The sequence below is a fragment of the Brevundimonas sp. SORGH_AS_0993 genome (genome assembly GCF_030818545.1).
Classification (GTDB): Bacteria; Pseudomonadota; Alphaproteobacteria; order Caulobacterales; family Caulobacteraceae; genus Brevundimonas.
In genome coordinates, this window is the sequence record NZ_JAUTAH010000001.1 from 1,677,627 (window position 1) to 1,691,270 (window position 13,644).

18 protein-coding genes are annotated in these 13,644 nt (G+C 69.2%); 5 read left to right on the forward strand and 13 right to left on the reverse strand.

What is annotated here, in order from left to right; genetic code table 11:
* The 9 genes from trpA to QE389_RS08385 all read right to left on the reverse strand — a co-directional run bounded on the left by trpA (position 1) and on the right by QE389_RS08385 (position 6,341).
* Entirely contained in the window at positions 1-840 is an 840-nt protein-coding gene (trpA, locus tag QE389_RS08345) for a tryptophan synthase subunit alpha (protein ID WP_307366267.1), read from the reverse strand.
* Positions 837-1,304 carry a hypothetical protein gene (locus QE389_RS08350; RefSeq protein ID WP_307366269.1) on the reverse strand — a complete coding sequence of 156 codons (468 nt, stop codon included), beginning with the start codon at positions 1,302-1,304 and terminating at the stop codon, positions 837-839. The genes trpA and QE389_RS08350 overlap by 4 nt, the downstream gene beginning before the upstream one ends.
* On the reverse strand, positions 1,301-2,503 hold the full coding sequence (trpB, locus tag QE389_RS08355) for a tryptophan synthase subunit beta (RefSeq protein WP_307368978.1): 1,203 nt from the start codon (positions 2,501-2,503) through the stop codon (positions 1,301-1,303). Before trpB ends, QE389_RS08350 begins: the two co-directional genes overlap by 4 nt.
* A 74-nt stretch (positions 2,504-2,577) precedes the next feature.
* The gene (locus QE389_RS08360) at positions 2,578-3,219 is read right to left on the reverse strand and encodes a phosphoribosylanthranilate isomerase (RefSeq protein ID WP_307366271.1); all 642 of its coding nucleotides are present in this window, start codon (positions 3,217-3,219) and stop codon (positions 2,578-2,580) included.
* On the reverse strand, positions 3,216-3,629 hold the full coding sequence (locus QE389_RS08365) for a type II toxin-antitoxin system VapC family toxin (protein WP_307366273.1): 414 nt from the start codon (positions 3,627-3,629) through the stop codon (positions 3,216-3,218). Before QE389_RS08365 ends, QE389_RS08360 begins: the two co-directional genes overlap by 4 nt.
* Entirely contained in the window at positions 3,626-3,889 is a 264-nt protein-coding gene (locus tag QE389_RS08370; protein ID WP_307366276.1) for a type II toxin-antitoxin system Phd/YefM family antitoxin, read from the reverse strand. The genes QE389_RS08365 and QE389_RS08370 overlap by 4 nt, the downstream gene beginning before the upstream one ends.
* Positions 3,890-3,908: 19 nt before the next feature.
* Complete coding sequence (locus QE389_RS08375; RefSeq protein WP_307368981.1) at positions 3,909-4,598, reverse strand: pseudouridine synthase; 690 nt, start codon at positions 4,596-4,598, stop codon at positions 3,909-3,911.
* A gap of 38 nt (positions 4,599-4,636) precedes the next feature.
* On the reverse strand, positions 4,637-5,536 hold the full coding sequence (locus tag QE389_RS08380) for a class I SAM-dependent methyltransferase (RefSeq protein WP_307366278.1): 900 nt from the start codon (positions 5,534-5,536) through the stop codon (positions 4,637-4,639).
* 4 nt (positions 5,537-5,540) lie between these two features.
* On the reverse strand, positions 5,541-6,341 hold the full coding sequence (locus QE389_RS08385) for an undecaprenyl-diphosphate phosphatase (RefSeq protein ID WP_307366280.1): 801 nt from the start codon (positions 6,339-6,341) through the stop codon (positions 5,541-5,543).
* Positions 6,342-6,478: 137 nt separating this feature from the next.
* Between QE389_RS08385 and QE389_RS08390 the strand changes: the two genes are divergently transcribed.
* From QE389_RS08390 to queG, 3 genes are all read left to right on the forward strand, one after another.
* The gene (locus QE389_RS08390) at positions 6,479-7,507 is read left to right on the forward strand and encodes a cation diffusion facilitator family transporter (RefSeq protein ID WP_307366282.1); all 1,029 of its coding nucleotides are present in this window, start codon (positions 6,479-6,481) and stop codon (positions 7,505-7,507) included.
* A 44-nt stretch (positions 7,508-7,551) separates the two neighbouring features.
* Positions 7,552-8,238, forward strand: coding sequence for a glutathione S-transferase family protein (locus QE389_RS08395; RefSeq protein WP_307366284.1), 687 nt, complete (start codon positions 7,552-7,554; stop codon positions 8,236-8,238).
* A gap of 209 nt (positions 8,239-8,447) precedes the next feature.
* Positions 8,448-9,566, forward strand: coding sequence for a tRNA epoxyqueuosine(34) reductase QueG (queG, locus tag QE389_RS08400; protein ID WP_307368984.1), 1,119 nt, complete (start codon positions 8,448-8,450; stop codon positions 9,564-9,566).
* Positions 9,567-9,882: 316 nt separating this feature from the next.
* Here the strand turns inward: queG and QE389_RS08405 are convergent, their stop codons facing one another.
* Positions 9,883-10,410 carry an FKBP-type peptidyl-prolyl cis-trans isomerase gene (locus QE389_RS08405; protein ID WP_307366286.1) on the reverse strand — a complete coding sequence of 176 codons (528 nt, stop codon included), beginning with the start codon at positions 10,408-10,410 and terminating at the stop codon, positions 9,883-9,885.
* Positions 10,391-11,593, reverse strand: coding sequence for a threonine ammonia-lyase (locus tag QE389_RS08410; protein ID WP_307366288.1), 1,203 nt, complete (start codon positions 11,591-11,593; stop codon positions 10,391-10,393). Before QE389_RS08410 ends, QE389_RS08405 begins: the two co-directional genes overlap by 20 nt.
* A gap of 173 nt (positions 11,594-11,766) precedes the next feature.
* Here QE389_RS08410 and QE389_RS08415 point away from each other — a divergent pair, with 173 nt between their 5' ends.
* Positions 11,767-12,288, forward strand: a complete 522-nt coding sequence (locus QE389_RS08415) for a hypothetical protein (protein WP_307366290.1) — start codon at positions 11,767-11,769, stop codon at positions 12,286-12,288.
* A gap of 104 nt (positions 12,289-12,392) precedes the next feature.
* Complete coding sequence (locus QE389_RS08420; protein ID WP_307366292.1) at positions 12,393-12,584, forward strand: hypothetical protein; 192 nt, start codon at positions 12,393-12,395, stop codon at positions 12,582-12,584.
* 8 nt (positions 12,585-12,592) lie between these two features.
* On the opposite strand, the gene QE389_RS08425 is transcribed toward QE389_RS08420, so the two are convergent.
* On the reverse strand, positions 12,593-13,126 hold the full coding sequence (locus QE389_RS08425) for a GNAT family N-acetyltransferase (protein WP_307366294.1): 534 nt from the start codon (positions 13,124-13,126) through the stop codon (positions 12,593-12,595).
* A 165-nt stretch (positions 13,127-13,291) separates the two neighbouring features.
* On the reverse strand, positions 13,292-13,579 hold the full coding sequence (gene rpmA / locus QE389_RS08430) for a 50S ribosomal protein L27 (protein WP_307366296.1): 288 nt from the start codon (positions 13,577-13,579) through the stop codon (positions 13,292-13,294).
* Positions 13,580-13,644 lie beyond the last annotated feature (65 nt).

The following is a 13,644-nucleotide window of genomic DNA, read 5'->3' on the forward strand; positions in this document are numbered from 1 at the left end:
TTAGACGGTTTCCGCCACGGAAGCACTAGCGACGGATCGAACCGCGTCGCCCAGCCGCTTCACCTGGGCCAGAACGCGCGGCGCGGCCGGCTCGTTCGCGGCGACGGCGGCGGCGACCTCTTCCACCAGCGCCGAGCCGACGACCACGGCGTCCGCCACCCTGGCGATGGCGGCGGCCCTTTCCGGCGTCTTGATGCCGAAGCCGACCGCGACCGGCAGGCCGGACGCCGCGCGAACCCGCGCCACGGCCGGCGCCACCACCTCGGCGTCCGCCTCCTTCACCCCCGTCACGCCCGCGACGGCGACATAATAGACGAAGCCCGACGTGCCCTGGACCACCACCTTCAACCGTTCGTCGTCCGAGGTCGGCGTGGCCAGGCGGATCAGCGAGATCGACACCTTGTCCAGCGCCTGAACCAGCGGCCCGGCCTCTTCCGGCGGGCAGTCCACCACGATCAGACCGTCGATGCCGCAGTCGGCCGCATAGGCGGCGAAGGCGTCATAGCCCAGGCTCTCGATCGGGTTCAGATAGCCCATCAGCACGATGGGCGTGGCGTCGTCGCCCTTACGGAACTCCTTGGCCAGATCCATCGTGGAGCGCAGGCCGAAACCGGCCGCCAGACCCCGAATCGCCGCCCGCTGGATCGGCGGCCCCTCGGCCATCGGATCGCTGAACGGAAAGCCCAGTTCGATGACGTCCGCGCCTGCCGCAGGCAGGCCCTTCAGGATCGCCAGCGCCTCCTCGCGCGACGGATCGCCGCCCATCACATAGGGAATGAAGGCCGCGCGGCCCTCGGCCTTCAGCGCCTTGAAGCGCGCATCGATACGGGCGGTGGTCATTTCGGCGTCGATCCAGCAGCGGCCGGGGCGGCCGATTGGGCGGCGCAGACATCGCCCGGAATGGTGGCGAAGCCCAGATAGCCGGGCAGTTCGGCCACGGCGGTCTTGGTCGTGTCGTAGAAGGCGACCATCTGCATGCCGTCGCAGCCGCCGGCCTCGCGGCGCTTGATGAAAACGACGCGGTTGTCGTCGCCGCCGGCCGCCAGCCAGGTCTTGGCTTCCAGATCGGCGATATAGGCGTCGGCCAAGGCGCCGATCTGGCCCAGCGGCGCGGTCACGCAATAGGCCCGACCCGCCAGATTGTTCAGCCCGCCGCAATCGGCCGATAGCTCCGCGCCCGGCAGCAGGCCGACATCGGCCGGACCGCCCTGGACCGTTTGGGGCGCGACCGGCGCCGGCGTCTGAGCTTGGACAGGGGTGGACAGGGCAAGCGCGGCGGTCGCCGCCAGCAGACTACGGATCACAGTTCCACTCCCAGATGTTTGGCGACCTGGAAGATGTCCTTGTCGCCGCGTCCCGACATCAGCAGGACCACATCGCCGCCCTTGCCGACTTCGCGCGCCACTTCGCCCGTCCGCGCCAGGGCGTGGGCCGGTTCCAGCGCCGGGATGATGCCTTCCAGTTTCGAACACAGTTGAAACGCCTCCAGCGCCTCGTCATCCGTCGCCGAGCGATATTCGGCCCGACCGATGTCGTGCAGCCAGGCGTGCTCCGGCCCGATGCCGGGATAGTCCAGCCCGGCCGAGATCGAATGGCCCTCGACGATGTTGCCGTCCTCGTCCTGCAGCAGATAGGTCCGGTTGCCGTGCAGCACGCCGGGCCGTCCGCCCTTCAGCGACGCCGCATGATCGGGCGTATCCAGCCCATGCCCCGCCGCCTCCACGCCGATCAGGCGCACGCCCTCGTCCGCGATGAAGGGGTGGAAGGCGCCGATGGCGTTCGACCCGCCGCCGATGCAGGCCACCACGGCCTCGGGCAGCTTGCCCATCCGGGCCATCGACTGGCGCTTGATCTCCTTGCCGATCACCGACTGGAAATCGCGCACCATGGCCGGATAGGGGTGCGGACCCGCCGCCGTGCCGATGATGTAATAGGTGTCCGAGACGTTCGTGACCCAGTCGCGCATCGCCTCGTTCATCGCGTCCTTCAGGGTCGCGGCGCCCGCCGTGACCGGGAAGACCTCGGTTCCCAACAGGCGCATGCGGAAGACGTTGGGCTGCTGCCGCTCCACGTCCACCGCCCCCATATAGACGGTGCAGGGCAGGCCGAACCGCGCCGCCACGGTGGCCGAGGCCACGCCGTGCTGGCCCGCGCCCGTCTCGGCGATGATGCGCGTCTTGCCCATGCGACGGGCTAGCAGGATCTGGCCCATGCAGTTGTTGATCTTGTGCGCGCCCGTATGGTTCAGGTCCTCGCGCTTCAGCCAGATCTTGGCCCCGCCGAAATGGTCGGTCAGACGTTCGGCGAAATACAGCGGGCTTTCCCGGCCGACATAGTGGGTCAGGAACCCGTCCAGCTCGGCCTGGAAGCTGGGGTCCGCCTTGGCCGCCTTATAGGCCGCGTCCAGTTCGTGGATCAGCGGCATCAGGGTCTCGGCCACGAACTGCCCGCCATAGGGGCCGAACCGTCCCTTCGCGTCGGGCCAGGCGTAGGCGTTCGCCAGCGGGGCGGAATCGGCGGCTTGCAGAGGCGTCTGAGCGTTCACGGTTTCGACTTTCACGCGGGGAGGCGTCGGAATTACCACCGGCGCACGGCCTCGATGAAGGCCGCGATCCGGCCCGCGTCCTTAACACCCGGCGCGCTTTCGACGCCAGAGGACACGTCCACCATCGGCGCGCCGGTGATCCGCAACGCCTCGGCGACATTGTCCGGGTTCAGACCGCCGGCCAGGAACCACGGCCGGCGAAAGGCCCGATCCGCCAGCAGGGTCCAGTCGAAACGATGCCCTACGCCGCCCGGCAGGACCGACCCCTCGGGCGGTTTGGCGTCGAACATCAGATGGTCGGCGTGGCGGTCCCATTCATCGGCGGCGGCGAAATCGTCCGCCTGCCGGATTGGCAGGGCCTTGATCACCCCCGCCCCCGTCAGGGTTCGCACCGCTTGCGCCCGCCCAACCGTCTCGGCCCCATGCAACTGGATGAAGTCCGGCCTCAGCGTCCGCGCGATCTGTTCCAGCAGCGCATCGTCGGGATCGACCGTCACCGCCACGATCGCCGCCCGCCCCCGCGCCCGCTCGAACAGCGTCGCCGCCGCCTCGGGCGCCAGATGGCGCGGGCTTTTCGCAAACACCACGGCCCCCACGAAATCCGCCCCGCCGTCCAGCGCGGCGTCCAGCGTCTCCGGCGTCGTCAGGCCGCAGATCTTGATCATGGTGGTCATGGGACGATCACCGTCAGTCCGATGTCGCGTGCGACCGCCGCCATATCCTCGTCCAGCGTGGCTAGGCTGCAACCGTGTCGCACCGCCAGGGCGAGGTGCAGCGCATCGGGCGCGCGCAGTCTCACGTCGTTCCTGACCAGCCGCCGCGCTTCCAGCATGTCGTTGTCGACCACCGAAAGGACGACCCTGCCGCTCAACCACTGGTCCAGTTGCAGTTCGAACTCGCGGCGTTCCTTGTCGAGCAGATTGCGCATCCGCGTCCGCACCGCCAGGGCGGAGGAAAACTCCGTCACGGTCCAACTGCTCATCACGAAATCATTGACGCCGGCGATCCAGGCCGACGCCCGCGCCGTGTGATTGTCGGTCTGGAACAGGGACATCAGGACGCTGGTGTCCAGATAGATGCTCAAATCTCTTCGTCCCGCATCTTGCGGATCAGGGTGACGGAATCCATCGCCGGCTCGGACTTGATCCGCACGCGCTTGAGCCACTCCATATCGATCGGCCCGGATGTCGGCTTGACGGCCTGCGCCGGCTCCAGCCGCGCCACGGGCACGCCCCGCCGCGTGATGGTCACGGTCTCGCCCGCCAGCATGCGATCCAGCAGCTTGGGCAGGTTGTTCTTGGCTTCGGCGACGGAATAGCTGGACATGGCCATCAAGATAGCCATCTGGCCGTCCGATGTCCAATCAGGCGAAGATCGAGGCGATCTCTTCGGGGTTCAGCAGCCGCCACTGTCCCGGCCCCAGATCGGCCGGCAGGACCAGCCCCCCCATCCGTTCGCGGTGCAGCGTCTCGACGTGGTTGCCGACGGCGGCGAACATCCGCCGCACCTGGTGATAGCGGCCCTCGGTCACGGTCAGCAGGGCCTCGGTCGGCGTCACGACCTCCAGCACGGCGGGCGCCAGCGGCTTGTCGTCGCCTTCCAGCACCAGGTCTCCGGCGGCGAACAGATCGCCTTCCGTCCCGGTCAGCGGGCGCGCCAGACCCGCCCGATAGACCTTGGCCACATGCCGCTTGGGGCTGATGACCCGGTGCAGCAGGTCGCCGTCGTCGGTCAGCAGCAACAGGCCCGTCGTCTGCTTGTCCAGCCGCCCGATGGTCGAGATGGCCGGATCGCGCCGGCGCCAGCGGTCGGGCAGGATGTCATAGACCAGCGCCCCCTCTTCCTTGTGCGAACAGGTCATGCCCAGCGGCTTGTTCAGCAGGATCACCAGCCCCTGCACGGGATCCAGCGGTTCGCCGTCGATCTCCATCCGGGTCGGCAGGTCGGGCGTCACCGCGATCCGTCTCGACACATCCGTCAGGTCCGCCCCGTCCAGCACGATGCCGCCCGCCTTGGCCATCCGCGCCATCTCGGCCCGCGAGCCATAGCCCATCGACCCCAGCAGGCGGTCGACCCTCGACGTCGGGGTTTTCACTTCACCGCCTCGAACAGCTTGTAGCCGCCCGCCTCGGCGACCAGCCGAACCCGCTTGAACGCCGCGTTCAATTCGGCCTCATAGGGCAGGTGCCGGTTGGCCACGATCCAGGCCACCCCGCCCTTCTTCAACAGGTCCGCCGCCTTGCGGACGAAGGCCTGGCCCAGCCGCCGGTCCTCGGCACCGCCGTCGTGGAAGGGCGGGTTCGAGACCACGAAATCCTTGTCGCCCCTGGCCTCCAGCGTGCGCGCGTCGGCCCACCAGACCTTGGCGCGCTCGTCCTCGATGTTGCGGCGCGCGGCCTGGATGGCGCGGCGATCCAGATCGACCAGCTTCAGCTTGGTCACGGCGGGCGAACGCAGCACCACGATCGCCAGCGCCCCATAGCCGCAGCCCAGGTCCACCCCCTCGCCCTTCATCGGCGGCAGATGTTCGGCCAGCAGGGCCGAGCCCGGGTCGATCCGGTCCCAGGCGAAAATCCCCGGCTGCGACCAGGCGTCCAGCCCCGGCACGATCTGCGGCCCGCCCGCGGCGATGGCCTCGTCCAGCCCCTCGACCGTCTCGGGCTTGATGACGATGCAGCGGCGGTGGTGCGCCTTGGCCGTCTCGGCGACCTCCAGGCCGAACGCCTTCAGTTCCTTGCCCAGCCGCGACCCGCCCTTGTCCTTGGGCGCCATCACGTCCAGCCGCCCGCCGACCTTCAGCGCCTTCAGCGCCAGGGCCAGCACATAGCGCCGCTCCAGCACGCCGGGCGGGGCGTAGATCATGATCGTATCGGCCGAGCCGGCCTCCTGCGCCTCCAGCGCCGCCGAATCCGGGATCAAGGGCGAGGTCTGAACGGCGTCTCCAGGCGGATCGAACACGACCGGCGGCCGGCCGTAGAGCAGCGTGGTCATGGTCTCAGAACCCCGCCTGCAGCAGGACCAGCCCCACGACCCCGACCACGATCCGCCACCAGGCGAAGACGCCGAAGCCGCGCCTGGACACGAAATCCAGCAGGAAGCGCACCACCGCCAGGGCCGAGACGAAGGCCACGACAAAGCCCACGGCGATCAGGCCCATGTCGCTGAAATCCAGCGTCTTGTGGTTCTTCAACAGGTCGTAGAAGACCGCCGCCCCCATGGTGGGCAAGGCCAGGAAAAAGCTGAACTCGGCCGCCGACCGCTTGTCGGTCTTCAGCAGCAGTCCGCCCGCGATGGTCGCGCCGGACCGCGACACGCCGGGGATCATGGCCAGGCACTGGAACAGGCCGATCAGGAAATAGACCCGCATCGGATACTGGCTGGCGTCCAGCCACTGCGGCCGCTTGTCCATCCGGTCCAGCAGCAACAGGATCACCCCGCCGACGATCAGGGCGACGCAGATCACCTGGGGCGTCTCGAACAGCACGCCTTTGATGAAGCCATAGGCCAGAAAGCCGATCACGACGGCGGGGGCGAAGGCGACCAGAAGCCCGATCAGGAACCGCCGCGCCTCCGCATCGAACGGCCAGCGCGTCGCCAGCGTCCACAGCCGTTTGAAATAGAGGCTGACGATGGCCAGCAGGGCGCCTAGCTGGATCACGATCTCGAACGTCTTGCCGGCGCTCTGAAAGCCCAGGAAATGTCCCAGCAGCAGCAGGTGCCCGGTCGAGGACACGGGGATGAATTCGGTCAGGCCCTCGACCAGACCCAGGATGATCGCGGACAGCCAGTCGGACATGGATTGCTCGTTTTCGCCGGCGCGCGACAGGCGGCCGGCGCGCGCCTCCCATAGCGCAGTCGGGCCGCGCTAGGCGAGCCGTCAATCGCACCGGCCTCGGTTGGCTTTCGCGCCCGATTGCGCGACAAGGGGCGGGAATGACGACACCTTCCGCCCCTCCGTCCTCCCCGCCGCCTGGCCCGCTGGACGACGCCCATCGCGCGGCGCGGCGCATCACCCGCCTGTCGGTCGCCGCCGCCGTCCTGCTGATCGCGCTGAAAGCCTTCGCCCTGGGCGCCTCGGGCTCGGTCGCCGTCCTGGCCTCGCTGACGGATTCGGCCTTGGACCTGATCGCCTCCCTGGCGGTCTTCTTCGCCGTGCGCTGGGCCGCCGCCCCGCCGGACGAGGATCATCGCTATGGCCATGGCAAGGCCGAGGCCCTGGCCGCCCTGGTCCAGGCGGGGCTGATCTTCGCCTCGGCCGCCTTCGTCGGCTGGGAGGCGATCCAGCGCATCTTCGACCCGCGCCCCGTCGTCTCGGGCGGCTGGGCCACCGGGGTCATGGTCGTCTCCATGGCCGTCACCGCCGGCCTGGTCTGGATGCAGACCCGGGCGATGAAGACCACCGGCTCCCTGGCCGTGGCGAGCGACCGCGCCCATTACGCGGCCGACCTGGGGGCCAATCTGGTCGTCCTGATCGGCGTGGTCTCGGGCGCCTTCCTCAAGGCGCCGGGGCTGGACGCCGCCGCCGGCCTGATCGTCGCCGTCTGGCTGTTCTGGGGGGCGCTGGGCCTGCTTAAGGACGCCGCCGATCCGCTGCTGGACCGCGCCGCGCCCGAGGCGGACCACGCCGCCGTCGTCCGCGCCGTCCTGGCCGATCCGCGCGTCTTCGGCGTCCACCAGCTGCGCACCCGCCTTTCGGGCCAGGTGATGATGGTCCAGATGCATGTCGACCTGGACCCGGCCCTGACGCTGCAGGCCGCCCACGCCATCGTGGTGGAGGCCGAGAACCGCATCCTGGCCCTCTATCCGTCCGCCGACATCCTGATCCACGCCGACCCGCGCGCGCGTACACAGACGTCGCCGGTCCAAACGCCCGCGCCCGAGCCCGGCCCGCGCGACGCGACGCCGGACGCCGACCCCTCCAGCCGGCCCGCCAGCGGACCGGCCAAGGGGCCGTGGTCCTGACGCGGTAAACGCGCGTTTAACGGGTGGGGGCGCATTCAGGCGCCATGGCCGATCCCTGCGTTCTCTATCACTTCCCCTTCCAGCCCGCCTCGCGCGCGGCGCGGCTGGCGCTGGGCGAGGCGCGGATCGACTGGATCGACACCCCTGTCCGCCCCTGGGAAGAGGACTGCCCGGTCCACGACCTGAACCCCTCGGGCCTGCCGCCGGTGCTTCAGACCAGCGAGCGGGGCCGTCCCCTGACCCTGTGCGAACTGCCCGCCGTCCTGGGCTGGATCGAGGATCAGCAGAAGGGGCCGCTGCTGCTGCCCGCCGACGCCGCCGAACGGGCCGAGGCGCGCCGCCTGACCGGCTGGTTCGAGCGCCGCTTCATGGACGAGGTCGACGCCGTCCTGCTGCACGAGCGGATGGAGAAGCCCCTGCTCAAGCTGGGCCCGCCCGAGGCCCGCGCCCTGCGCGACGGCCGCGACGCCCTGAAATCCCACCTGGGGATGCTGGAGGATCTGGTCGCCGCCCGCGACTGGCTGGCCGGCCGCCGCCTGTCGCAAGCCGACCTGATCGCCGCCGCCCATCTGTCGGTGCTGGACTATTTCGGCGAAATCCCCTGGGCCCAGTGGTCGGCGCTGAAGACCTGGTACTCCAAGCTCAAATCCCGCCCCTGCTTCCGCCCCCTGCTCGCCGACCGCTTCGTCGGCGTGCCGCCCTCGGCCTGGTACGCGGATCTGGATTTCTAGGACCGCGCGTAAACCTTCCCTGCGTCGCCTGGAGTTGACCGTCATCCTGGCCACAAGGGCGCGGATGACGATTGAGGTTCGCCAGGGCGCTTACGGAAAGCCTGAGCAAGGGGGAAGCCTCCAACCCTGCGGCGCCGGGTCCGTGACGACCCTTCTCCCGGAGCGACGACGTGGGCCGCCATGCCCAAATCCATGCTATCCCCAGCCCTGTGTCCGACCGCCTGAAAACCTTCATCCGCCAGCGCGCGGCCGAGCTGGGCTTCGATGTCTGTCGGTTCGCCTCGGCGGCCGACGCCTGGCCGGCGGGCGAGCGGCTGCGTCATTTCGTGGACGAGGGCCGGCATGGCGACATGGCGTGGATGGAAACGACGCTGGACCGCCGCCAGCATCCCACCGCCATGTGGGACGCGGCGAAAACCGCCATCGTCCTGGGCATGAACTACGGCCCCGAGGACAATCCGCTGGACCAGCTGGCCGACCGTTCGGCCGGATACATCTCGGTCTATGCGCGCGGCGACGACTATCACGAGGTCATCAAGGGCCGGCTGAAACAGCTGGCGGGCCAGATCGCCGCCCGCAACGGCGCCGACATCAAGGTTTTCGTCGACACCGCCCCCCTGATGGAAAAGCCCCTGGCCCAGCGCGCCGGCCTGGGCTGGCAGGGCAAACATACCAATCTGCTCAGCCGCACCCACGGCAACTGGCTGTTTCTGGGGACCATACTGACGGCCGCCGAGATCGAACCGGACGCGGCCGAGATCGAACACTGCGGCCGCTGCACCGCCTGCCTCGACGCCTGCCCGACGAACGCCTTCCCCGCCCCGTTTCAGCTCGACGCCCGGCGCTGCCTGTCCTATCTGACCATCGAGTTCGCCGACCCCTGGCCGGTCGAGTTCCGCACGATGACTGGGTCGCGCATCTATGGCTGCGACGACTGCCTGGCCGTCTGCCCGTGGAACAAGTTCGCGCAGGAAGCGCGCGAGATTCGTCTGGCGCCCCGCCCTGCCTTCGAAAGCCCCCGGCTTCACGACCTGCTGGCGCTGGACGACGCCGCCTTCCGCGCCCTGTTCACCAAGAGCCCGGTCAAGCGGATCGGCCGCGACCGCTTCCTGCGGAACGTCCTCTACGCCGTCGGCAATTCGGGCGACGCGACCCTGATCGCCCCGGCCCAGGCCCTGCTGGACGACCCGTCGGCGCTGGTGCGCGGCGCGGCCGTCTGGGCCCTGTCGCGGCTGATGGCGCCGGACGCCTTCCAGACCCTGCGCGCCGCGACGGTCGAGACCGATCCCCGGGTCCAGCACGAATGGCGCATGGACGCCGCCGCCTAAGCACGCAATCGCGCCCGGAATTCATAGGAATTTCAAAGGACGGACGGCTGCGTCAGACAAACGACCTACCGTCCCTGCGTCCTGGGCTATACTGGCCGCCCAGGGTCTTTGACATCGCAAGCGGGGCCAATCAGACTGTTCGGACTGTTCGGACTGTTCGGACTGTTCGGACTGTTCGGACTGTTCGGACTGTTCGGACTGGTCGGACTGTTCGGACTGGTCGGACTGGTCGGACTGGTCGGACTGGTCGGACTGGTCGGACTGGTCGGACTGGTCGGACTGGTCGGACTGCGTTTTTCGCGTCCGACCTCGGCCGTCAACCCATCGCGGTCCCGACGCCCGATCCGCCGCCCGGCACCGGCGCCACGTCCAGGAGCTTCAGTCGGAAGATCAGCACCGAATTGGCCGGGATCTTGGGACGCGGCGTGGCGCCATAGCCCAGCTCGGGCGGGACATAGAGAATCCATTCGTCGCCGACGTGCATCTTCTGCAGCGCCTCGGTCCAGCCCTTGACGACCTCCTCGGGGGTGAAAATGGCCGGCGCCCCGCGCGCGAACGAACTGTCGAACACGGTGTTGTCGACCAGCTTGCCTTCATAGTCGACCTTGACCAGGTCGTTGCGGTCGGGGCTGACGCCCCCCACCGGCCCCGCCTGCACCACCTTGTACTGCAGGCCGCTGGGCAGGGTCTGGACGCCCTCTTCCTTGGCGTTCTTGGCCATGAAGGCGGCCGCCTCGGCCTTGCCTACGTTGGGGTCCATCGGCTGAGCCTGGCCGCAGCCCGTCAGCAGCAACGCGCCCACCAGGCCGGAGAGCAGCGCCGCCCTACCCCATCCGAAGTTCATAGCCGCGCTCCTTCAAGGCCCCGCCGATCTCGTCAGCGTGGGCGCTATCGCGTGTTTCGACCATGATGTCGAACTCGGCCCCCTTGGCCGGCACGTCCAGAGCCAGGCGGTTGTGGACCACGTCGATGATGTTGCCGCCCAGCCCCCCGATCACCGCCGCCATGGCCGACAGCATCCCCGGCCGGTCGTCGCCCAGGATGCGATAGACCAACAATCTCCGTTCACGGACCATCTCGCGGTTCAGCACCACGGCCAGCATCCGCGCGTCGATATTGCCGCCGGTCAGCTCGATCCCGACCTTCACCCCCTCGAACCGCTCGGGATGGCGCAGCAGCACCGCCAGGCCGCCGGCCCCGGCGCCTTCGCACACCGTCTTCTCCATCGTCGCCATCGATGAGACGCCCCGTTCGAAATCGGCCTCGTCCACCACGAAGACCTCGTCGATCAACGGATCCGCCAGGCCGAAGGGGATGTCGCCCACCGCCTTGATGGCGATGCCCTCGGCGATGGTCTGGCCGGTGCAGACCGGCGGCTGGCCCGCCCGTTTGGCGGTGAAGGACGGATAGCGGGCGGCCTCCACCCCATAGACCTTGATGTCGGGCTTCATCGCCTTGGCGGCGATGGCGCAGCCGGCGATCAGGCCGCCGCCGCCGATCGGCACGATCATGGCCTCGATCTCGGGCGCGTCCTCCAGGAACTCGATCGCGCAGACGCCCTGGCCCGCCACGATCCCCTCGTCGTCGAAGGCCGAGACGAAGACATAGCCCTTCTCGGCCTCCAGCCGCTTGGCCTCTTCCGTCGCGGCGGTGAAGTCCAGGCCGTGGATCACCACCGTCGCCCCGTGCTGGCGGGTGCCGTTGATCTTGGCGAAGGGGGTGCCCTCGGGCATCACGATCGTCACCGGCACGCCCAGCCGCCCGCCGTGATAGGCTAGGGCCTGTGCGTGGTTGCCGGCGCTGGCCGCCACCACGCCCCGCCGCCGCTCGTCGTCGCTCAGCAGCAGCAGGCGGTTCAGGGCGCCCCGCTCCTTGAAGCTGCCGGTGTAGTGAAGATTGTCGAACTTCACCCATACCTGCGCGCCCGTCAGCTCCGACAGCCGGCGAGAGTAGCGGGTGGGCGTGTGGTCGACCTGACCCGCGATTCGTGCGCGGGCCGCCTGAATATCGGCGAAACTGACGGTCATGGGGCGTTCCCGATCTGTCGCCGCTGGGGGGCGGCGAATTTTCTTCCGCCTCTTTCGCGCGTTGTCGCTCCCCGGTCCAGAGGTCGCGTCGAGGCCGATGGCGCGGCCCCTCCCGGTCGTGCGATAAGGCCGAGGCGATCCGGCCCCCGCCGCCGCCAACCAGAGGAATCCTCATGTCGATCCGCCCCCTCGCCCCCGCCGGCCTGGTCGTCACGACCCTGACCGCCGCCTTGGCCGCCTGCGCCCCCGCCACCTATTCGCCCCGCACGCCCGTCGCCGCCGCCGTCTTCAACGAGAACGAGTTCGCCTGGTCCCGGCGCAGCGGCCAGGCCGCCGTCGAGGGTCGCGTGACTTACGCCCAGGACGGCAGGGCCTACGCTTGCGTCGGCTCGGCCGGGCTGACGCCCGACACCGCCTACACCCGCGCGCGCTTCCGCACCCTGTACGGCTCGACCGACCGGGCCGCCGTGCCCGCCGCCGTGGTGCGCGCCCGCACAGTCGCCGACGCCAACGCCAACTACAGCGACTATGTCCGCTCGGTCCGGTGCGAGAACGGCCGGTTCGCCTTCACCGGCCTGCCCGACGGCGGCTGGTTCCTGATCGTGCCGGTGACGGCGCCGGGCGCCGAAGGGCCGGTCGTCCTGATGCGGCGGGTCGAGACGCGCGGCGGCCGCACGGTCAACCTTACGCTCTGACCCCGCGCCTCACGAAGATGCGACCCCGGTAACGCGGGTCGCCATCTTCTGGCCGTCAGCGCCCCGGAGTGATCCCTTTCAGGTCACAGTCGGGGAATGCGTTCTTGTCCCAGCACAACATCATCGGCTCCGAAGCCTTCACGCGCGGGCCTTCGGTCATCATCCGCCAGTATCGGCCAGGCGGGATGCGCCGCCGCCGCGCCCGTACCGCCATGGCCTTCGTCGCCGGAGCCGGCGCCATGCTGGCGGCCGGGGCGGTCGGCGCCGTCGCGGTGTTCGGCGCCGTCCTGCCCTAAGCGGACCGTCAGGCCAGCCAGACCATCATCCGCGTGTCGGCCTGGGCCCTGCGCGCCTGGCTCCACGCGCGTCGCGTCTCGCCGGTATAGAGAAAGCCCGCCTTCTCCAGCACACGGCCCGACGCCGGGTTGTCGGCGAAATGGCCGGCGATCAGCGCCCGACGCCTCCACTTGCGGCTGGCCCAGGCCAGGGCGCCGTCCAGGGCCTCGGTGGCGAAGCCCCGCCCCCAGTAAGGCCGCCCGATCCAGTAGCCCGTCTCGGGAACCCGATCCTCGCCCTCGAACAGGCCGATGACCCCGACCGGCCCCAGGTCCTCGTGCTCGATGACGAAGGTGTTGGCCCGCGCCGGGTCCTGGGCCGCGACCTGCAACACGAAGGCGTCGGCGTCGGCCATACGGAACGGGTGCGGCATCCGCTTGGTCATCCGCGCGATGTCCAGGTCGTTGGCCAGGGCCGCGATGCGCGGCGCGTCCTGGGGCGCAGGGGCGCGCAGCAGCAGGCGCCGCGTTTCGACGACGGGGGAGGTTTCGATGACGCACATAGGCTTCGCCTCTTGGTCGAACCGCCTCCTTGGAGGGCTCGGGCGGTCTTCGAGGCGGGGAAACGCAAACGGGGAGCCTGGTGATCCAGACTCCCCGCGGAATACTTCCCTGGTCCGGATCGGCTGCTTTGGAGAGCAACGCGATCCGGTGAAACCCAGACTGCGTTACTCGGCGGCCATCGCCACCTGGGCGTCGTCATTGGCCGCGAGGATCGACACGTAACAGCGGCCGCCACGCTTGGTCGTGAATTTCACCGCGCCATTGGTCAGGGCGAACAGGGTGTGATCGCGGCCGATGCCGATGTTCTCGCCCGGGTGGAAGGTGGTGCCGCGCTGACGCACGATGATGTTGCCGGCCAGCACGCGCTCGCCGCCGAACTTCTTCACGCCAAGGCGCTTCGACTCGGAGTCGCGACCGTTGCGCGACGAACCACCGGATTTCTTGTGAGCCATCGTAATGCTCCGTCTCTCTTGGGTGTCCTACCGGCCTGTCGGCCTATTTGAGGACGTCCCTGCAA